14 protein-coding genes are annotated in these 22332 nt (G+C 52.4%); 13 read left to right on the forward strand and 1 reads right to left on the reverse strand.

Annotated elements, in window-relative coordinates; all coding sequences use genetic code 11:
- Positions 1 to 181 precede the first annotated feature (181 nt).
- On the reverse strand, positions 182 to 1561 hold the full coding sequence (gene pdxR / locus KJS57_RS14500) for a MocR-like pyridoxine biosynthesis transcription factor PdxR (RefSeq protein WP_244861551.1): 1380 nt from the start codon (positions 1559 to 1561) through the stop codon (positions 182 to 184).
- Positions 1562 to 1721: 160 nt separating this feature from the next.
- Between pdxR and KJS57_RS14505 the strand changes: the two genes are divergently transcribed.
- From KJS57_RS14505 to pgmB, 13 genes are all read left to right on the forward strand, one after another.
- Positions 1722 to 2654: a DMT family transporter gene (locus KJS57_RS14505; RefSeq protein WP_213655363.1), complete on the forward strand. Its 933-nt coding sequence runs from the start codon at positions 1722 to 1724 to the stop codon at positions 2652 to 2654.
- A 242-nt stretch (positions 2655 to 2896) separates the two neighbouring features.
- Positions 2897 to 4192: an S-layer homology domain-containing protein gene (locus tag KJS57_RS14510; protein WP_213655364.1), complete on the forward strand. Its 1296-nt coding sequence runs from the start codon at positions 2897 to 2899 to the stop codon at positions 4190 to 4192.
- A 427-nt stretch (positions 4193 to 4619) separates the two neighbouring features.
- The gene (locus tag KJS57_RS14515; RefSeq protein ID WP_213655365.1) at positions 4620 to 4787 is read left to right on the forward strand and encodes a hypothetical protein; all 168 of its coding nucleotides are present in this window, start codon (positions 4620 to 4622) and stop codon (positions 4785 to 4787) included.
- Between the two features lie 134 nt (positions 4788 to 4921).
- On the forward strand, positions 4922 to 7393 hold the full coding sequence (locus tag KJS57_RS14520; protein ID WP_213655366.1) for an outer membrane protein assembly factor BamB family protein: 2472 nt from the start codon (positions 4922 to 4924) through the stop codon (positions 7391 to 7393).
- A 34-nt stretch (positions 7394 to 7427) separates the two neighbouring features.
- Positions 7428 to 8153 (forward strand): response regulator transcription factor, encoded by a 726-nt coding sequence (locus tag KJS57_RS14525; protein WP_213655367.1) that lies wholly within the window; start codon positions 7428 to 7430, stop codon positions 8151 to 8153.
- Between the two features lie 2 nt (positions 8154 to 8155).
- Entirely contained in the window at positions 8156 to 9595 is a 1440-nt protein-coding gene (locus KJS57_RS14530) for a sensor histidine kinase (protein ID WP_213655368.1), read from the forward strand.
- 117 nt (positions 9596 to 9712) lie between these two features.
- Positions 9713 to 10471: an ABC transporter ATP-binding protein gene (locus KJS57_RS14535; protein ID WP_211021546.1), complete on the forward strand. Its 759-nt coding sequence runs from the start codon at positions 9713 to 9715 to the stop codon at positions 10469 to 10471.
- Between the two features lie 4 nt (positions 10472 to 10475).
- Positions 10476 to 12887 carry an FtsX-like permease family protein gene (locus KJS57_RS14540; RefSeq protein WP_213655369.1) on the forward strand — a complete coding sequence of 804 codons (2412 nt, stop codon included), beginning with the start codon at positions 10476 to 10478 and terminating at the stop codon, positions 12885 to 12887.
- Positions 12888 to 13115: 228 nt separating this feature from the next.
- Positions 13116 to 14120, forward strand: a complete 1005-nt coding sequence (locus KJS57_RS14545) for a LacI family DNA-binding transcriptional regulator (protein WP_213655370.1) — start codon at positions 13116 to 13118, stop codon at positions 14118 to 14120.
- Between the two features lie 327 nt (positions 14121 to 14447).
- Positions 14448 to 15869 carry an ABC transporter substrate-binding protein gene (locus KJS57_RS14550; protein ID WP_213655371.1) on the forward strand — a complete coding sequence of 474 codons (1422 nt, stop codon included), beginning with the start codon at positions 14448 to 14450 and terminating at the stop codon, positions 15867 to 15869.
- Positions 15870 to 16511: 642 nt separating this feature from the next.
- Positions 16512 to 17594, forward strand: a complete 1083-nt coding sequence (locus tag KJS57_RS14555; RefSeq protein ID WP_211021550.1) for a carbohydrate ABC transporter permease — start codon at positions 16512 to 16514, stop codon at positions 17592 to 17594.
- The gene (locus KJS57_RS14560) at positions 17594 to 18688 is read left to right on the forward strand and encodes a carbohydrate ABC transporter permease (RefSeq protein WP_211021551.1); all 1095 of its coding nucleotides are present in this window, start codon (positions 17594 to 17596) and stop codon (positions 18686 to 18688) included. Before KJS57_RS14555 ends, KJS57_RS14560 begins: the two co-directional genes overlap by 1 nt.
- 52 nt (positions 18689 to 18740) lie before the next feature.
- Complete coding sequence (gene pgmB, locus KJS57_RS14565; protein WP_244861553.1) at positions 18741 to 21761, forward strand: beta-phosphoglucomutase; 3021 nt, start codon at positions 18741 to 18743, stop codon at positions 21759 to 21761.
- The last annotated feature ends 571 nt before the right edge of the window (positions 21762 to 22332 follow it).

Consider the following 22332-nt stretch of genomic DNA (forward strand, 5'->3'; position numbering starts at 1 on the left):
GTCCTCTTCGGTAAATCTCTTCTTGCTCATGCAATCCCCCCCCCCCGATGCTTATTCCAGTATACAAAAAGGTACCCACAGCCTGAACACCTTTTTTCAAAGTGTCCAAACTATGGGTACCAGTTTATTATGGGGGAGGCTGTTTTTTTCATGCCGTTGTTATGTCTCGCTCAGATAGCCGCTATCCGATGGTTTGCCGCCAGTAATCGTACAGCATGGCAATGCCTGTCCGTATTTCATCCGGTTCGAGGTGTCCGTAACCCAGCAGCAGTTTGTCTGCGTGTTTTCCGGGGGTGAGGGAATACTTATCGACAACGGAGATGCGGATTCCCCGATCTCTCGCCCCTTGAATAAACCTCTCGTCAAAATGCCCCTCCGCAAACTGCAAAGCCAGGTGCAATCCGGAAACGTCCCCCCAAACTTTCACAACGTCCCGCCCAAAAATCTTATTCACCTCTTCAAGCAAAACTTCACGCCGTTGTCCGTACAGTTTGCGCATGCGGCTAATATGGCGATCCATCTTGCGCGTCCGTAAAAATTCCGCCAAAGCAGCCTGTTCAGCGACAGGGCATTGGACATCGGCATACACACGTAAATGCTTCCAAACCTCCTGCAATGCCTCCGGTAAAATAGAAAAGCCCAGACGCAGCGCGGGGAACACGGTTTTGCTGAACGTCCCTACATAGATCACCCGCTCCGGATCGAGCGCATACAGCGGAGTTACCGGTGCTCCTTGGTAGCGGAATTCGCTGTCATAATCATCTTCGATAATGTAAAAAGACTTCGCCCGTGCCTGCCGGATCAGAGCCGTGCGGCGATTCGCCGGGAGTATGCCGCCGAGCGGAAACTGATGGGATGGGGTCACGTACACGGCGGAAATGTCCCCGGCATCCCAGTCCATATCTGTTCCTTCCAGAATCAAGCCTTGGTCATCCACCGGGGCGGACCTATAGGAATAACCCCGGTTCCGAAGCAAGGTGGGCACCGCGGTATGACATGGATCCTCCAGAACAAATTCCCGGTCATCGCGGTGCAGCAAATCCGCCAGCAAGCTTAACGACTGGGTTGCTCCTGCGGTAATGAAAATACTCTGCGGATCCACGCGCAGCCCCCGGCTCCGGAAAAGCCAATCCGCGATTTCCTCCCGAAGCGGCGGGTAACCGTCCGGCCCGCTGTACCCGAGCAGCTCTGAAGGTAATTGGCTAAACGCCTCCGAATGCAGCCGGCTCCAAACATATTTGGGAAAAGGCCGCAGGTCGGGGCGCCCGGTTTTGAAATCGGCCGTGATCCGGGTCGCAGGTGCTTGCAGTTCATTCAGGACAGGCTGGTGCCCGACCGCGCTGGACAGGCCTAGGCGGAGATTCCCTGCCACGCGGGTCGGTGCTCCTTGCCTGCTTACGACATAACCTTCCGTAATCAGCATATCGTAGGCTTCGCTGACCGTATGGCGGGACACGGCCAACGCTTTGGCAAGCTCGCGCGTCGAAGGCAACGCCTCATCCGGAGGAAGGGTCCCATCCAGGATAGAGCTGCTAATCTGTTGAAAAATTTGGCGAGCCAACGAGGGACTTCCATCACCTCGCTGTAAATGAATTCCCCACATACTTCCTCCTAACTGGACTGGTATTAATGCCGCTAAACCGGCACTTGGATGGATCCAGTTATCGAATAAGATTATATCATGATCATTTTCAGGAATTAAAGGAGGGAGCATCCAAATCATGAATCAACAGCAACAGGGAAACATTTTTTTGTTTCTGGCTTTTTCATTAGCCGGGACTTCCGTAATTGCGGCACGCCTGGTGTCGGACCGGCTCGGCTCTTTTACGATTACCGCGCTTAGCTTGCTGCTCGGGCTGCTCATTCTGGTTCCCTTATACGGTGCCCGGCTGATTCCTGCAATCCGGCAGATGAAGTTAGCCGATTGGAAGATGGTAATTTTACAGGCCTTTTTCGGAATCTTTTTGTTCAGAGCGCTGCTGCTTGGCGGGCTGAATCTGACCAGCGCGGGAGAGGCGGGCCTATTAACCGGTGCGGCTCCGGCAATTACTGCCCTGTTAGCCTGGCTGGTGCTGCGTGAAAGATTGACAGCCGGAATCGCGGCCGGGACGACTTTTACCGTGGCGGGGATATTCCTGATTCAAGGGGTGGCGAACTTTGGCGGAGGCTTGCTTTCGGCAAGTCATCTCGCTGGGAATTTGCTAGTCTTGGCGGCAGCGGCCAGCGAATCGACGTTTAATATGTTGTCGCGGCTAGGGAACCGTTCCGGTAACACTGACTCCGGTCTGGATCCCGTTGTACAAACGACGCTCGTCACGATCGCCGCATTTGTCTTTTCAGTTGTGCCGGCATGGATAGAGCGCCCGATCTCTTCTCTGTCGTCCCTGGGCTTAACCGGCTGGCTTGCCTTGGCTTGGTACGGGTGGATTGTCACAGCACTCGCCTTTATTTGCTGGTATGCGGGAATAAAGCGCTCATCCGCTTATACTGCGGCTGCTTTTTCGGGAATGATGCCTTTGACCTCGATGGTATTGTCCTTCTTCTTGCTGAATGAGCATGTAGGCTACGGGCAGACGGCGGGCGGGTTAGCCGTAATTATCGGCATGTGGCTCATCGGCCGCCGCCCTGAAAATTCTGTGGCACAGACAATATAATAACGTGCTATATCTATATAGGTAATAGGGTATGCTTCCTCCTGCCCGACTTTGAGGTTAGAACGCTCGAATTCTAAGTTCTTTGGACAGGGGGTGCGACCTTAAAAGCTGGTTTTTACTGGGGCCAAATGCGGCCGCCGCCCGACCTATTCACAACCCGCGAAAATTGTGGTTTTCTGGATAATGGTAACTATATTGCTGCGTACGCAGCTTGCCATTATATAATGCAGGAGGCCTAATTAATGAAAGAAAAAAAAGATAATCAGCTTGGACCGGTTGTCTTAACATTTCGGATCATGCTGTCGCTTTGCTTGCTAACCGGCTTGTTCGGACAAGCTTTGGCAGCGGACGTGAGAGCGGCGGGGGCAGTATTCACCGACATCAAGGGACACTGGGCGAAGCCGGCGATCGAGGAGATGGTGCGCCAAGGTATTTTGGACGGATATCCCGACGGCAGTTTCCGGCCGGGCGAACCGGTTAAAGTGGATCAATTCGTTAAAATGCTGATCCTGTCCTACAGCGAGCAGCACCCCAATCAGGAAAGAAGCTGGCGGAACAGCTTTCTGGATTCGCTGACGGAGGAAAACCGGACGATTTTAAAGCAGGACTACCGTTATTTTGACTTCAAGCCTTCATTAACCGGTTATTGGGCCAAGCCATACATAGACGTCGCAAGTGACTTGAACTTCCTGAACAAAAGCCGCTATAGCGATTTTCAATCGGACATGACCCGCGAAAACGTAGCGGAAATTCTGTTCTACACATTGCAGGAAACGGAATATTTGGAGGACGCGGATTTTAGCCGTTCCGTGGCACAGTCGTATGGAGATCTGACCAGCGCCAATGAGCGCGAACAGAAATTTATCGCGGAATCGCTCATCAAAGGTATCATGGAGGGTTACCCGGACGGAAACTTCGGGGTGGGCCGGTACGTTACACGGGCCGAGGCGCTTGTCATCCTGAACCGTTTGACGGACAAGACGAAGAGGCTTCCGGTTCAGCCTGAGAAAGAGAAGCTGCAGCGGCTCGTGCCGACCATTGGCGGCGGGCAAAAGATCGTCGCATTCCCGGATCAGAAAATGTGGGATGCCTACGATACGCTGAAGCAGGCCGGACAGCTTCGCGGAACGAACTATGATTTGCTCGATACGACGCTGCGCCTGTATAAGGACGAGAAGGAGAAAAAAGCGGTCCAGCAGGCGGCAAGCGCCGGAGCATTGGGAGCCGGAGCAAGCGCGAACGCGGCAAAAGAAGAAGTCGCGATCTGGCTGGATCCGACTTACAATACTTACGGCATCACGGTCCGGCTGCGCGAAGGAACGCTGGCTCGCAACAAGGAGCCGATCGAGCTGTTTGCGAATCAGCTGTTTACTTACGACGCCATCGCGTTCCACCGCTGGTTCGACGCCATCTGTACGGAAGTGGAGGCGGACAGGCCGCTGGCTTCCAAGCAAGCGACCCTCGGGGATTATACGGTCAATGTACTGGTGGACAACGCAGCCAAAACCGTCGTCTTCTCCGTAGCGGCAACAAAATAAGGGGCGAGGAGCGACTTAAGAATTACGTAGTACGGAAATGCAAATTTCATTAGAGCATGATTGATGTTCCGGAAATGTATCCGGAAATGAATCAGGAACTGAGATCCGGGAAATGGAATAACCGTTAGGGCCGATATTTTATCGCCTTGGCGGTTATTTTTGTTTAGTCATTCGGCCGACTCTGTGTATCCTCTAACGGACATGAGAGACCTTATTCCTCGAAAATAAGCCCTTTTCAAATTCTAACGGTCACCACGGCCGTTATTTGAGCATAATGAGCTGGTTTGAGGCCTAAAATGGCAAAATAGCGTCTCCTGTGTCCGTTAGCTGTAAAAAGTCGAAGATTCACGCGGTTTAAGGTCCGTGGTGTCCGTTAGCTGGCGGGTGATGGAGGTGATCTGTTGATCTAGCTGATAGAGAAGATCGGATGATTGAGACGATTGAGGTGATCCGGGTGAACGAGGTATCGGGTGATCCGCTGAAAGGTGAACGAGGTAACAGTGGTGATCGAACTGATCGAACTGATCGAACCAAACGGATGCTCAAGGTGATTAAATTGATCGTCATGTTCGTGACGACCATGATGAACGCTTGATCAAGCAGATCCCTCTCACCTAGAGAATATCTACAGAAGCCCAACTGAAACGGCCGGAGCTAATTGTAAAACTTTATGCAAATTTTAGCGTCTATTAAATATAGCATCTATGGAAAAAAGAGGGGGCTGCAAGGATGAGACCGAGTGAACGCATGGAGAAGACGTCCGAAACCATCATTATAAATAATCAAGCGACACGGTACGCGTGGATCCGCCGATTAAGTATAGGAAGTTGTGGACTTGCCTCGCTGGCCATTCTATTGTTGACGCCAACTGCGTCAGCTGAGGTTATAAAGGAAGCTACCGGGAAAGCACCGGGACTAACCATCCCCGAACTTGGCACGAGGGGACTTGCCGCACCGGGAAATGCCGCGCCAGAAAGCATCCTGAAGGACACGCCACTGATCCCTGGCTCACCGGGAGCTGCCAGTGGGATCGGGGCCTTGGCCCAATCCGGGTTGTTTCGCACACTGCCGAAGCAGGGCGACTCCATCGTCATCGGACATCAAGCGCCATTATTTTCAGGACCTCTTAACGTTAAAAGCAATCCGCGAGACATGCAGGTCATGTATCTCGGCCAGTCCGGAGAAAAAATAACGGTCAAATCCTTATCCGGTGAGATGCTGTCCTTTCAGACGTACGATAAAGGGACGCTCTGGATTCCGCTCTGGTATGTTTCGGAAGCTTCCGCAAAGGCCGTGAGCCTTGCACCGCAATATGTAACGCTGCGTCCTACTGCCAAGCTGTCGCTAGCTCCGTCCAGTTCGGTTCAGTGGAACCAAGCGGACAAGGCTGCTTCAGAGTCAAGCCAAATGGTGGCGATGGCCAAGTGGAATGACTGGTACGGGGTCGTCGTGGCTCCGTCGGTTTGGCATGAGGGATATGAAGTGTACCGCCCGACCCTGCTATGGGTCCGGGATAAAGATGTAACCGGTGTGACGCCGGTACAGACTCCCTTGTTTGGGGCGGATCCCCAAGCTCCGCTAGATACAATCCGCGGCATCACTGAACATTCTCTAAAGCTCGGCGATGACAAGAAAACGGTAGAAAAGCTGCTTGGCGCTCCGACGTTTACGGAAACTTCCGAAGATTTGCAAACGGTGGGCGGAGACCCGATGATTCTCGGAGAGGCCTGGAGATATGAGCGTAAAGATGCTCATTATATAGTTACATTTTCTCCTTCGGGCAAGCTGGTCCGTACGCATTGGATCATTCCCGCTGAAGGAGAGCCATGGAACCGACTCTATGCGGGAGACGATTATTTGTTCTCTCAAGATTATGTCGTAACGCCGCTTCCGCAGACATTTGATATAAAACCTGAGTGGAGAAATCAGGGAACCCTTGGTTTTACTTATTTACTCGGCGCGGGAACAGATACGCTGCTCATCAAAGGAGATGACGGAGGATTTAGCGGCATGCATTATGCTTCTTCCTTGTATGCCGTCGGCCGTTCGGACGGAGAGACGCGTTGGCAAGTGGATGCGGGATTCGGCGTCCTGAACGCAGTACCGGAATCCTCCGGCGACTATGCGTACGTCTATACTTCCTATAATCCCGCTGAACAGAAGTATGTCAACCAAATCCGGCGCATCCGGATGTCCGACGGTAAAACGATGTGGGAACAAAAATCAGGCGACGAAAACCAAATGGGCATGTGGGCGGCCAAAAACTCGGTCATCTTGGTGACCTGGAAGGACACAGGGGAGGAAGACACCTCCGTTCCCTCGGTATTAAGCGTGCTCGACAGCGAAACCGGCAAAGAGCGTTGGCGGAGGGACGTAGCTAGGGAGGCTCAGATTCTGAATCAAGGTTCCGATGACCCCTATGTGTTAATTCGGGACAAAAACAAGCTTGAAGCTCTTGACCTCACGACGGGAAAAACGGCATGGCAGGTCAAGGCCGAAGGCGATCGAACGGGCGACCCTAGCTTCGAGCCTTATTTTGCAGGCGGGCCCCAAATCGACCCGTTCGCGGGTCCCGATTCCGATAAGCGCTGGATTCTAACGGGCGATGCTTGGCAGTTGCTGGAGTTAAAAACGGGCGCAGTCCATGGCGAATACAAATCATCGCCCGGAGAGCGGTTCGAAGTGCTGAATGAGCAGTATTTGCTTGTTCAGCATCCATTGGACAACAGAGAATATTGGAGCGCGACGCAGTTCGAGACAAGGCTGTACGACTTAGCGACGAAGAAGACGAAGCTTACGATTCCGGGAAAAGGCTCCAAAGGTACGATCCAAGATGGGACACTTTACCTTGCCGTAGACGGAATACCGGCCGCTATCAATACGAATACGGGAACTTTCCTTTGGCGCATGTCCAATACCTCGGCGAAAGATGTGGATTTGTCACGATATACGGCCGGAAGCTTTGCAGTGCTGGATCATATCCTGCTGTTTCCGCATGGTTCGGACTTGCTGATTCTTGGCAAGCATGACGGCTCCGTGATCGGAAGACTCCGGGACGCAAGAACGGGATATGCCGAACTGCGCGAACTGGACCACCGGAACGGGACCGTGAACCGGCATGGCGACGAGCTGTATATCGGTACGGCGAACGGCGGATTTTTCAGGTATGATGTTGGGGCATTTACCGCTGTGGTACAATAATTTTATATTTTGGCGGGATGCGGTGGAGGAAGTTATGGAAGCTAAACGAAGAGTACTGGTGGTCGAAGATGAAGCCGACATGGCTAGGATTATGCAGGATTATATTAGAGTCCATGGGTACGAAGTCCATGTGGCCGGCGACGGAAAAACAGCGGTACATTTGATCGATGCGGTGCAGCCGGATTTTATCATCCTGGACATTATGTTACCCGACGCGGACGGAATCGAGCTGTGCCGGCAAATCCGCGAAAAGCTGGACACGCCGATTCTGATCCTTAGTGCCAGAGGCAGCGATACGGACAAGGTGCTGGGACTCGGGTTCGGGGCAGATGATTACATGACTAAGCCATTCTCCCTCAGTGAACTGGTAGCCAGAATCAGCGCGCATTTGCGGAGAAACGAGCGTTTGATTCATGCCGCTGCCCGGCAAGAAGATGTATTGACCTTTGGAGATCTTGTGATCGACAAAAAAGGGTACCGGGTCGCGGTTGCGGATCGGGAAGTTTCGTTCTCGGCCAAAGAGTTCGAACTGTTGTTTTTTCTTGCAAGCCATAAAAATCAGGTGTTCTCCAAGAGCAGATTATTGGATGAGCTATGGGGATATGGGGCATACGGCGATGAGAACACGATCACGGTATACGTCCGCAGAATCCGAGAAAAAATCGAGGCCGATCCGGCTCATCCCGTTTATATCAAGACCGTTTGGGGCGTGGGCTACAAGTTTAGCGACGAACAGGTTACGGGAGCGAGTGAAGCTTAGATATGGATTTGAAAACTTGGACAAAACGATGGATTATCGCCGCGATGGTATGTATGGTCATCATTACCGCATGCGGCGGTTATTTGCTTATGGGGCTGCTGCGTTCGGAAAATCCCGGCGAGACCGCGGCTATTAATCAGGCCCGTTTGACCGTCAGCGATTTGATGGTTTATCTGGAAAAGAATCATGAGCAGCTGTCCCGGGACGAGTCGGTTCGGGAATCTTTGAGCGACTTATCGACCCAGCGCGGTGTGAGCCTTCTGTTTGCCGGGCTGGACGGCAGCGTGATTTTTAACTCCTCTCAGAGCGGATCTCCTACCCGCATTAATCCGAAAACTTCGGTTCATTTTGATTTATCCGCTGCCCGGAGTGGGCAGGGCACCTACAAGATCGCTTTCCCGGTCGTGGATCCCGACAGACAAACTCAAGTCGGCAATGCCATATTTGAGTTGCAAGCGCATGAAGCCTTACTTACGAAAAAGGTCTCGCACGCGATATTGCCCGGCGTAATAATGCTGCTGGCTTTTATCGTGCTGTCAGGCCTGCTGTTTGTATTACATAGACAAATAAATCGCGGAATGATATCACCTGTGACCAGGCTGAAGGATTACAGCGAAGCTATTCTCACAGGGGACTATGGCCAAAAGGTGGAGTATGACCAGGCTGATGAAGTCGGCGAAATGTATGCGGTATTTGATCAAATGCGACTGGAGATTATGGACCTGCACCGCCGAAGGGACGAGGGGGAACAGTCCAGAAAAGAATTGATATCGAATATCTCGCATGACCTGAAAACACCACTGGCTACCGTGAAAGCCTATATCGAGGCCATCAGGGACGGGGTCAGTCCGGATATGGAAACCGTACGCGAATATGCTGATGTCATGCATACCCAGAGCGATAAAATGGCCAAATTGATTGACGATCTGCTCCTCCATGCCTTAAGGGAGCTAGGTCAGATCTCGATCCAACTGACAGAGCAATACAGCGGGCAAATGTTTGAAGAGATTTTGCAGCCTGCCCGGCATCTTGTTGAAACGCGTGGCATCACGTACGTTGGTCCTGCAACGATCCCCGACGTTCTGATTTCGGCGGACGCCCGCCGGATGGAGCAGGTAATCTCCAATCTCATTGTTAATGCGCTAAAAGCTACCCCCGCAGGCGGCCAGATAAGCATAAGTATCGAGCTTGAACCCGGGCAACTGCGAGTTTCCGTAGCGGACACGGGAGATGGTATTCGGCCGCAGGATATGCCCTTTATTTTCGAACGTTATTATCAAGGTAAGAGCGGGCAAGAGGGAGGCCATTACAGCCGTACGGAAGGCGCGGGGCTAGGTTTGTCAATCTGCAAAACGATTGTAGAAGCGCATGGGGGGATGCTTTCTTTTCGCAGCAACAAAGGACAGGGGACGGAGTTTCATTTTACCCTCCCGGTGGATTAGGAAGAGGCAGTAATACTTTATTCATAAATCGATAAGAGGATGGTAAGAAATGCCCTCTACAATGGTTGTATAACCACGAAATAGCAGCTGTTCGTAGCAAGATTGGGAGGGTGTCTATTGAAGAAGCAAGCGATTATTGAAGCGGTGAATTTGTGCAAAACCTATTCCACCGGAAGCGAACAATACCATGCTATCCGCAATTTAAGCCTGGAGATTTACGAAGGCGACTTTACGGTGATCATGGGCAATTCCGGATCGGGGAAATCCACGCTGTTGTACATGCTCAGCGGACTTGATACCGTGACCGCCGGTGAGGTTCATTTCCGCGGAGAGCGGATCGATACATTTAACGAGAAGAAAATGGCGGATTTTCGCGCCAAAAGGATCGGTTATATTTATCAAAGCATCAATTTGGTCCCGGATTTAACCTTGTTCGAGAACATCACTCTGCCGGGACATATCTCGGGTAATCCCCCAAAAGAAGTAAATGGCAAGGCAGAGACTCTTATGGGCGCGATGGGCATCGGGGATTTGAGGGGCCGTCTGCCTTTCCAGACCTCAGGGGGGCAGCAGCAGCGCGCGGCGATTGCAAGGGCGTTGATCAATGCTCCGGAAGTGGTTTTTGCGGACGAACCGACAGGGAGCCTGAATTATGAGCATGGCGTCGCTGTGCTGAACATTTTGACGGAATTGAACCGGAAGGGACAATCGGTCGTCATGGTCACGCACGACATTCAAGCGGCTTGCCGCGCTGACCGGCTTATATTCATCCGGGACGGGCAAGTCGGCGGATTGCTGGAATTCGGTAAATTCGATGAACGGGATATGGAAACCAGAGAGTCCGTCATCTTTTCCCTTGTTTCGGGAAAGGGGTGAGGAAATGAAACCGATCTGGATCATTTGCCGTTCCTATTTGCGGAGGAAGAAGATTCAAAACGGACTTATTGCTCTGCTCATTATGCTGTCCACGCTGCTGCTGACGACGGCGTCCCTTGTTTTTGCCAATACGGGGAACCTATATAAGGATATGCATAACAAGACTGCCGGCGCTCATCAAATTTTAACGATGGGGGATGAGCTTCACGATCCAAGGCTGGTTCATAAGTGGTGGGATGAGCAGTCCGATGTTCAGGCGACCGCACTGATACCGTTTCGAAATCTTGACGGATTAACCTATAACGGACAAGAGATTTCCAATATCTATATGTTTATGATGAATACGCCGGAGCAACCCGCTAATGTGGATAAATTGATTTTTGCCCAAGGTACCGAAACGATGACTCCCGCCAAAGGAACGATATGGATACCCACCTCCTTGGCCTACACTCACGGCATTACAGAGGGAGATATCTTGACCTTTCAGTCAGGCAGCCGCAGCTTCGAATTGTCGGTGTCGGGTATCGTGGTTGACCTGGCCTTTGGTTCGCCGTTCACGATAAATGCCCGGATTTGGATGAACAGCGAGGATTACGACCGGGAACTGGCTTCTCTGCCGGGGAGCGACAAATATATGATGGGGCTGAGATATGAGAATTACAGTCAAAGTCCGGTGATCTGGGAACGATTCGAATCTTACCTCGGCACGCCCTATCTGGAGACCAAAAGCGAATTCGAGGAACTATCCTCATTTTATCTGATTATTAATAAAGTCATCGGATTTATCATGATATTTCTCGGATCGGTTATGATGCTCGTAGCTTTGTTTACGGTCGCATTTACCGTTTCGGAGGCGATTATGACCCATTATCGGACGATCGGCATTGTTCGTTCACTGGGTCTGACTTCGAAACAAACCGTAGCGGCTTACGTGCTGCAATATGGCCTGATTGCTTTGGCGGCCGTTATACCCGGAGTTTTGATCAGCAGGCTGCTGGCTGTCGGCATTGTGAGCAGATCGCTGCAGTATTTGAAAACGGGGGATAACTTATTACAAATACAAGGATTGTCCTTGGGATGGGCTGTCGGTTGCTTTATTTTCCTGCTTGTCTTGATCAGCGTATGGTTATACGCCCGGAAGGCCCGTAAGGTACAACCGGTCCAGGCAATCCGGTACGGGATGTCCGAAGCAGAATACAGCCGGATGGCAAGACGCCTGAATCCCCGGAACAAGAACTCCCGGCTCAGTTTCGGGAGAATACCGGTGACCGGCGTAATTGCGCTGCGGAATTTAAGCGGCAACCGAAAGGCAGCCGCGGTGATGCTGCTGCTGACAACCGTTAGTTCAGCCGTGCTTGTATTAGGGTTTGTCCTTCTGTATAGCATTATTAACATCGGACGGACCTCAGCTTTGTGGGGTTATGACGATGCGCCTGCCGTTGTTACGGTGTTTAATCAAGCCGCATTCTCCGGGGAGCGTTTCGAAGCGGATATGAAGTTGGACTCCAGAGTGAAATCGATCGGCTGGAACGACGATATGACCGGGGTATTTCCGCTGGATGAATCGGAGGTGAAGGATGACCCATCCCGGTCGCTGAACGTTTATGTCGGCGTACTTGAAGGCGGGTATGAGGAGTTCGGTTTCGCCTCGATTCAGGGAGATAACCCGCGCAACGGGAATGAAATCGCCCTAGGTTTCAACTTGGCGCGAACACTGGGGAAAGTGCCGGGAGACATGGTCGAGATTTACCTCGAAGGACACAAGCTCACGCTTACGGTGAGCGGGATTTACCAAGCGATTTCCAATATGTCGTTTTCCGCCAGAGTAACCGCGGACACGGTGAGAAGTTACCAGCCGGATTACCGTGAAATGGAGATGGGTTATCTAAATCTGTACGACAAGTCACAAGCCGACGAAATCGTGCAGGACCTGAACCGGAAGTATGGCGACTCGTTGTCGGCCGTGACTCAACAGACGCTGCTGGATTCGGTTTACAAAGAGGCGGAGGTTGTTTTGATCGCTCCAATGGGCTTTATGGGACTGCTGTTTTGTCTGGTCACCTTTCTGATCATTTATAGTTTCTGCCGGATTCAAATCAGAAAAGAGAGCAAAACGTACGGAATTTACAAATCGCTCGGCATGACTTCCTTTAAAATCAGAGCCGCCGTCAGTCTGGGGATTGGGGTCCTTTCACTGATCGGAGCATTTATCGGCTCAGTATGCGGCGTATATCTGCTTCCTCGGCTGCTTGAGCAAATTCTGGTCTCCTACGGCCTTGTCCGCCTTCCGCTTCTTTTGAATGGTGGAGGAATTGCCGTTGTTGCTCTCGTGAGCGTAATAGTAGCCCTCCTGGGATCTTGGTTGTCATCAAGAATTGTAGTCACTACCTCAGCTAGGGATTTGGCGGCCGAATAAAAAGATCTGAAGCTTGAAATAAATGTATGAGCCCGCATCGCCGTACCGGCGGTTATCCGTAATTGGAGAACCTCCGGTAATGGCGATGGGGGCTTTTTTTGCACTATAAATTGCGGAGAAAATTTTAGATGCTCACGGTTATGTAAGCGCTTCAAAAAATGCTTGTTATTTAAAATAAGGTTTGTTATACTGCACTTGAAAAGCTTTTCAAAAAAGGAAGTAGACATAATGAAACCAACCATTCGGGATGTTGCCAAGATGGCGGGAGTCTCCATCAGCACGGTATCCCGCGTAATGAACGCACCGGAAACCGTAGTGGAGAGCAAGCGTCTGAAAGTGCTCGATGCGATCGAGGAGCTGAAGTATCAGCCGAACTCTTTTGCACGAGGTCTTATTTATCGAAAGTCTTTTACGCTCGGCTTGCTTATTCCGGATATTGAAAACATGTATTACGCCGGCATGATTCGGGGGATGCAGGATGCCTGCATCAAGCTCGGGTACAGTCTCATGATCTGTAATACGGATCGGGATCCGGAGCGCCTGTTGTCGTATATCGATGCTTTTCATGAAAAGCAGGTCGACGGTATCGTATTCGCCAGCGATATGCTGTTTCCCGAATACTACGACAAGCTGGTGGGCTGCCGGATTCCCTTTGTGATGGTCTCGTCGCATTCCGACGAGTACGACATTCCCAGCGTCGAAGTGGACGACGAAGCCGCAGCTTACGATGCGGTCAAGTTTTTGATCGAGTTGGGTCACAAGCAAATTGGAATGCTCGGCTTCAACGATGTGAATTCAATTGCGGGACCGCCCCGTATTGAAGGGTTTGCCAGAGCGCTTAAGGAATTCGGTTTGGAGCACAACCTTGAGAAGGTCAAATACGCGAGTCACCGGTTTGAACATGCTTATGAAGCGTCCCACGAACTTTTTTCAGAGTATCCCGATACCACCGCCGTATTCTGCGTCGCCGACGAATTTGCTATGGGTGCAATTTCGTACTTGAAGGACCGTAATGTGCTGGTACCCGGTCAAGTATCCGTCGTCGGATTCGATAATGTCCGTATGGCCGGCATGTTCATTCCGAAGCTCACGACGATCGCCCAGCCCATTTACGAATTGGGCTACCGTTCCGCGGAACAGCTGCATGAACTGGTAACGACGGGAAGCGTGAAGGTCACCCGGGAGAAGATGAAGCATAGACTGATCGTAAGGGAATCTACCAGGGAAAGATGAAGCACCTCGCCTCTTTTCCGTAGAGTTTGAAAAGCTTTTCACAATGAAGCTGGATCTAATCTATATCCTGGCGGAAATGCAGAGAAGCTTTTAGGAATAGATCAAAATGCAAACGCATACATAGTATGTGGCGACAGGATGAGAAGAAGAGGAAGTAACAGAAATGCACAATTTTTCATGAAAAATAGAGATTGATTTGTTATTTTGAATAGCTTTGCAAGCTTTTAAGGAGGTGATTCGCCTTAGCATTGCCGGGACATCAAGACCCTCAGAGGATGGCTGGAAAGTTGGAACTGCTTCTAAAAAATCAAAGGGGATGTTGAAAAGATGAAAAAGACTTCTGCACGCAAATGGTCACTGCTGCTCGTACTTTGTCTTTCATTCACGATGGTTCTCAGCGCCTGCGGAGGCGGAAATAATGCCTCGAAGAACGAACCGCCTGCTCCTGCTCCGAGCAACAACGAGGCTTCGGGCAATAATCAGGACGGAGCGAATAACGGCGGTGACGGCGGCGGGTCCCCGCTGGATTTGGCAATGAAGGGCGAATATAAAGGCACCAAGGTCACGATGTTCGGTCCGTTTGTGGACGCAGACCAGGTGAAGTTTGAGAATAGCATTAAGGAATTTGAAGAGAAAACAGGCATCGATATTCAATATGAAGGCTCCAAGGAGTTTGAAGCAACGATTAACATTCGGGTGGATGGCGGCAATGCTCCTGATATTGCGGATTTCCCGCAGCCGGGATTGCTCGCTTCGATTGCCAAGACCGGCAAAGTTATTGATCTGACCAACATTCTGGATCAGGAAAAGTTGAAAGCCAACTACAATCAAAGCTGGCTGGACATGGGGACGATGGACGGCAAAGACGGCAAAATCATGGCCGGCATCTGGAACCGCAGCAACGTGAAGAGCTTGGTATGGTATCCGAAAAAGCAGTTTGAGGAAGCCGGTTACGAAGTTCCACAAACCTGGGATGAAATGATGGCTCTGACCGAGCAAATCGCCAAGGACGGGGACGCGGCTTGGAACATCGGAATTGAGAGCGGCGCGGCCACCGGCTGGCCTGCTACCGACTGGGTGGAAGACATCATGCTCCGCACCACGTCGCCTGAGAACTATGATAAATGGGTAAAAGGGGAACTTCCTTTCACCTCTCCTGAAGTGAAGCATGCGGTAGAAGTCATGTCCGAAATCTGGTTGAACAAGGACTATGTATACGGCGGCACCAAATCGATCGTGACAACCGCCTTCGGCGACGCTCCGTCACCAATGTTCGATAATCCGCCGAAATCCTGGTTCCATCGTCAAGGTAACTTTATCACCAGCTTCTTCCCGGAAACGGCCAAAGTGGACGTGGACTATGACTGGTTCTACCTGCCGCCGATCGATGAGCAGTACGGCAAACCGGTGCTCGTAGCAGGCGACATTTATGCGATGTTCAACGATCGTCCTGAAGTTCGTGCGGTAATGGAATTCTTTACGACCGGCGAATCCATCAAAACCTGGGTTCAATCCGGCGGCGTAATCGCGCCAATGAACGACGCATCGCTGGACTGGTACAGCTCGGAATCCGACCGCCGCATGGCGAAGCTCGTTCAAGAAGCTTCCACGCTGCGCTTTGACGGATCGGACCTCATGCCAGGCCAAGTCGGCGCAGGGACGTTCTGGAAAGGCATGACAGACTATGTGAGCGGAACGGCGACTTTGGATAAAGCGCTTGAGCAGATCCAGGCAGGCTGGAAGAATTGATTTTTGTGCGCTGGGCCTGTGGTTTGACCGTCGCGTTTGGCGGTAGGTCACGGTCGACGGGTGGGCACGCGGGGGATCCCGGACGGCGGCTCGTCTCATCTAGAGGTTCGTCTCAGATAGTTCGATCTCAGCCACATTGGTCTCGTCCGCGATTGGTTCCTCCGCGTTAATCTCGGCCGTAGTTTCGGCTAACGGACACCACAGCCCTTAAAACGCCGAAAACACAGCATTTCAAATTCTAACGGACATGACGGCCCTTAAATGCTGGTTTAACGCCTGTTTTCGGGTCAATGGAGTGAGTTAAGGGCGCGTGTGTCCGTTAGATTTACAAAGCAGCCATTTTCGGCTCAATAGAGTCCCTGGTGTCCGTTAGATTGGGGCTGAGAGGGGAATGGGACTGGTGAATGGGATTGGCGAAAGGTTCCGGAACTACCGAAGGGCAGTGAGTGTGCCGAAAGGTACCGGAACCGGAAAAACAGGAGAGGGGCTGACTTAAATTTGAGCGGGCCCCTCTTTTTTTCATCAAAGCCAACAGATTATTGGCGATTGCTTATGAAAATCAGATGTCAGTTTTGCTCCGCAAAACGAAGTGAACGCTTACGATGTGAGTTTTGCTCCGCAAAACTTTGAGGAGGAGCCATTATGAGTGCACAAGCGAAGCAGGGAGTTAGCCTGAAAGCCGTGCTATTGTCGGTTGTTATCCTTTTGGGCAATCTCGTGGTTCATGGCGCGATCTTTATGTTTTTTCGCGATTCGACGTTGAATCCGCTGGTGACGGCCGTGCTGGCGGTCATATGGGGCGTGCTGGGCGTATATCTGCTGTACTTTACGCTGAATCTCGCGGCCGAACAATACCCCGAACGGGTGCGCCGAAGAATTCTGCCGTATATTTTCATCGGGCCGGGGGCGATCTTGCTGGGCTGGCTGCTGGTCTTGCCCGCACTGCGGACGCTGTACCTGAGCTTTTTCAATGCATCCTCGGAAAAATTCGTCGGCCTCGCGAATTACGCAGCCATCTTCAGCGATCGCTTGATGGGCATTGCGCTGCGCAATAATTTGCTGTGGGTGTTTGTCGGCACCTTGGCCTGCGTTAGTCTCGGTTTGCTGATTGCGATTCTGGCCGACCGCAGCAGCTTCGAAAAACTGGCCAAATCGATCATTTTCATGCCGATGGCCATTTCCTTCGTGGCCGCCGGGGTCATCTGGAAGTTTGTCTACTACTATCAGCCGGGTGACGAGCAAATCGGCATGCTCAATGCGATCGTTACTTTTTTCGGGGGCGAACCGCAGGCCTGGACGAGTATGATTCAGCCGTGGAACAACTTTTTTCTCATTCTCATTCTGATCTGGATGCAAACCGGTTTTGCCATGGTGATCTTCTCCGCGGCCATTAAAGGGGTTCCCGAGGATATTCTGGAGGCGGCGCGTGTGGACGGGGCTGGGGAAGTGAAAATCTTTTTCGGCATCATGATTCCTTACATCTCCACGACGATTCTTACGGTAACCACCACGATTATCGTCTTTACACTGAAAATATTTGACGTCGTCATGGTCATGACAGGAGGTCAATACGATACGGAAGTCGTTGCCACGCAGTTTTACCGGCAATTTTTCATGTACCGCAATTTCGGATACGGTTCCACCCTGGCGATCGTGCTGCTCATTGCCGTCTTGCCGGTGATCATCATTAATCTGCGCCAGTTCCGCAAACAGGGGGGATTCTAATGGTCGGGCGAAAAAAGAGAAAAGGCAGCAAAACGCTAGTTAATATCATTCTCGGATTCATTTGCCTGCTATGGCTGATCCCTACGCTCGGCTTATTCATTTCCTCATTTCGGCCTGCGGCGGACATTCTCCAGACCGGCTGGTGGAACGTGTTCCCTCACCAGGATTGGAAGAAATCCGGCGAGAGTGTCCAGCTACCCAAAGAGACGGATTTGCGGCAGCCGATCGAAGTGGGCGGTAAAACGTTCACCGACGACCAACTGAAATCCGGGGTGACTGTGGACGGCGACCGTCTGATGTGGGAGAACCGCAGAGCCCGCACGCTAAGCGTGATGGAGAAGGGCTGGGAGTTCAAGCCGGCGCTTACGCTGGACAACTACAAAAACGTACTCTCCGGCAAGGAGTATAAGCTGAAAAATGCCGACGGCAGCGAGACGGTGCAAAAAGGCAGCGGCTTGTCCCAGGCATTCTGGAACACACTGACGATCGCGGTTCCTGCTACGGTGATTCCGGTGCTGATCGCTTCTTTTGCCGCTTATGCATTTGCATGGCTGCGATTCCCGGGCCGTAAGACGCTGTTCGTCGTCATTATCGCGATGCTAGTTATTCCGCTTCAAGTGGCGTTGATTCCGGTCCTCAAAGATTACACGGCGCTCGGGCTCAACGGGAGTTACTTAGGAATCTGGCTGGCGCACACGGCCTTCGGCCTGCCGCTCGTCATTTATTTTATGTATAACTTTATCAGCCAACTGCCGAAGGATTTGTTCGAATCTGCTTTTATCGACGGGGCGAGTCACTTCACGATCTTCTCCAGGCTGATCTTGCCGCTGTCCGTACCGGCTTTGGCTTCTATCGGTATTTTTCAATTCTTGTGGGTGTGGAACGATTATCTCGTTTCGCTCATTTTTATCGGGAACCAGCCTGATGTACAGGTCATGTCGATGAAAATCGCCGATCTCGTCGGCTCGCGCGGGAACGACTGGCACTTGCTGACCTCGGCCGCGTTCATTTCGATGCTGATGCCGCTCGCCATCTTTTTCCTCCTGCAAAAATATTTTGTCAGAGGGCTTATGGGCGGTTCGGTAAAGGGTTGAATTCGTTGTTTGTACGAGAAACCAGTTTCGTTTCGGGAGGAGCCTCATAGCGATGAAAACCAAGAACAACATGGAGCAGGGAACGCACTCGGAAGCTTTGTATCCTTACGAAGCGTGGCATATCCGGGAAGAGGAATATTCGGAGAAAAACCACCAGAGAAATGAGAGTGTTTTTGCCCTCGGAAACGGTTATATCGGAATGCGCGGCAATTTTGAAGAAGGGTACCATGGAACGGAGGGCGGCTCGGTTACCGGCACCTATTTGAATGGATTTTATGATTCCGAGCCGATCCATTACCCTGAAGGTGCTTACGGATATCCGGCGCGCAACCATGCGATGCTGAATGTGCCTGATGCCAAAATCGTGCGGCTTGAGATTGAAGGATACCCCTTCAGCTTGCAGAGCGGGACCGCCCACATACACAGCAGGGTGCTGGATATGAAGGGGGGGCAGCTGCATCGGCAGGTGGAATGGGAATCGCCGGCCGGCCATCGGGTCATGATCAGGATCCGGCGTCTCGTCGCCTTGCAGCGCAAGCATCTGGCTGCGATCTGTTATGAAGTTACGGCGCTCAATTTTGATGGAGAGCTGAGGTTGATCTCGCTGATTAACGGAGAGGTCGCGGGAGCGGAAGGAGGTTCTCCGGGCGATCCGAGGGTAGGGGCGCGGCGCCTGGAGCCGAGCCTGCTGCTGGAACAGAGCGGCAGGGAAGCGGCCGGATGCTGGATGAAGCATCGGACGAGGAACACCGGATTTTCGCTGGTGACGGGAATAAGACACTCCATGGATGCTCCGGGAGAAGTGGAAAATAGAGTGGTCGCGGATGGTCCACGCAAAGGAATACAGTATGTGTTTCCGCTCGAAACCGGGGGGACGGCGCGGCTCACCAAGTATATTGCTTACCACACCTCCAAGGACTACCCGGAGGAGGAACTCGTCCCCCGTAACATCAAGGTGCTGACGGACGCAGAGCAAGCGGGTTTTGAGGCGCTAGCTGCTGAACAGCGTGTCTTTTTGGACCGGTTCTGGAGCCGGGGAGATGTGGAGATTGAAGGCGACCCCGCGCTTCAGCAGGGAATGCGGTTCAATGCCTACGGCTTGCTGCAGTCGGTGGGGCGGGACGGGGTTACCAATATCGGGGCCAAAGGGCTGACCGGCGAAGGGTACGAGGGGCATTATTTTTGGGATACGGAAATGTACATGCTGCCTTTCTTTACGTTCACCCAGCCGGAGATTGCCCGGGCATTGCTGGAGTTTCGCTATGTGACACTGGACAAAGCGCGGGAACGCGCGGCGGAGATGTCGCAAAAAGGGGCGCTATATCCTTGGCGTACGATCGCCGGTGAGGAGAATTCGGCTTATTTTCCGGCGGGAACGGCGCAAGCGCACGTTAATGCGGATATCGCTTACGGAATTCGGCAGTATGTGCTGGCGACGGGGGATTTGGATTTTCTAGCGGAGAAAGGTGCAGAGATTCTGTTTGAGACGTCCAGGTTCTGGGTCGATCTCGGTCACTTTAACCCGGCTCGGGGCGGGGCGTTTTGCATCGATGCCGTAACCGGACCGGACGAGTACACGGCCATCGTCAATAACAACGCCTACACGAACCTGTTGGTCCGGGAACAGTTGAATTATGCCTGCGAAACGGCGGACCTGCTGCGGAAGAGCTATCCGGAGCATTACGCTCGTCTGCAGCGGGAAATCGGACTTACGGACACCGAGATGACGGAATGGAAGAGAGCGGCGAATCTTATGTTTGTTCCTTTTGATGAGGAACTCGGGATTTATGCGCAGGACGATACGTTTTTATCGAAGAAAAAGTGGGATTTTGCGGGCACGCCAGCGGATAAATACCCGCTGTTGCTGCATTACCATCCGCTCGTGATTTACCGCCATCAGGTACTGAAGCAAGCCGACTTTGTGATGGCGATGTTTTTGCTCGGAGACCGGTTCACTTTGGCCGATAAAATCCGGAATTACCGGTATTACGAGCCGCTGACCACTCATGATTCCTCCTTATCGCCCTGCATTCATAGTATCGTGTCCGCTGAGATCGGTGATCTGGAGGAGGCTTACAAATATTTTAACCGCACGGTGCGGATGGATTTGGACGACGTCAATCGGAATGTAAAAGATGGTCTCCATACCGCCGCGATGGCGGGCTCCTGGATGTCGGTCGTCAACGGATTCGGCGGTCTGAGGCTGTACGGGGACGGCATCCTTTCGTTTTCGCCTGTACTGCCGCCGCAGTGGAAGAACTGCCGGTTCAAAGTGGCGAACCGCGGCAGATTGCTGGAGGTTTGCATAGGGCACGATGAAGTGGCGTACACGCTGCTTGAAGGTGATGCTTTTACAATTCGCCATAAGGGAGAGCTGGTCCATTTGCCGCCCGGGAAGAAAATTGTAATGTCCCTGGCCGCGCGGCTGGAGGCAGTAATTTTTGACTTGGACGGCGTGGTTACGGACACGGCGGAGTATCATTACCTTGCCTGGAAGGAGCTTGCGGACGAACTTGGCATTCCATTTGACCGGAACGTCAATGAGCGGTTAAAGGGCGTTAGCCGGAGCGAATCGCTGGACATCCTGCTGGAGAAAAGCAGCCGTTCCTGGACCGCCGCGGAAAAGGAAGACGTCGCTGCGCGGAAAAACGATCGCTACCGCGAGCTGATCGGTCAGCTGACGCCCGGCGATCTGCTGCCGGGCATTGGTGAGCTGCTGACCGCGTTGCGCGAGCGGGGGATCGCCGTTGGGCTGGCCTCGGCCAGCCACAACGCCCCGCTGATCCTGGAGCGGCTGGACGCCGGCTCCTTGTTCCAGGCGGTGGCGGACCCTGCGGGCGTCCGCAAGGGCAAGCCGGACCCGGAGATATTTCTCCGGGCGGCGGAGCTCCTCGGCGTACCGCCGGAGAACTGCGTCGGCGTTGAAGATGCGGCCGCAGGCATCGCGGCGATCAACGCCGCCGGGATGAAGTCGGTCGGCATCGGAAGCGCCGACCGGCTCGGCGAGGCCGACTTGCTGCTCGCGTCGACCGCCGAGCTAAGCGCGGAACAGCTGCTGGCGCTGTTCCGCTAGCCTGGCACGCGTGCTGCGACCTTGCAGCGCAGCACGCCGAGGGAACCCTTGCGCAGCTGCCAGTCCGGCTCGCATCACTTCAAAGGCCGCTTCGTCCGACAAGTTGTCGGCTGACGAAGCGGCCTTTGACTTTGACTTCGCTGAGCGCGAAATTTTGCGCTTCACAGGATAATTAACTGTAAAACCTACAGTTAAATTGTGCTTTAAATCGATTTTTTAAGAATTAGCTGTAAAACATACATCTAATCAGACCGATTTCTCCCGATTCGTCAAATTGGTCCCGAAATAGCTGCAGTTTTTCCAGTTAAATCGTGCAACAATGCCTTATTCGATAAATTAACTGTAGTTTTTCCAGTTAATTTTACCATCCGGGCGCTAATAGATTTACTCTTAGTTAAAGTTACTTCCACTCCCCAGCAACCCGCATCCATCCACCTCACCCGAGCGACACCGCCGAACAAGTAACTAGTGCTCTGATGCTTCTATGCACCCGAGCTCACACGAGCTGCACCGCCAAACAAGTAACTATCACCTCTGAGCTTAAGCTACTCCCACTACCCGCAGTCCCATC

The organism is Paenibacillus vini (assembly GCF_018403325.1).
Classification (GTDB): Bacteria; Bacillota; Bacilli; order Paenibacillales; family Paenibacillaceae; genus Fontibacillus; species Fontibacillus vini.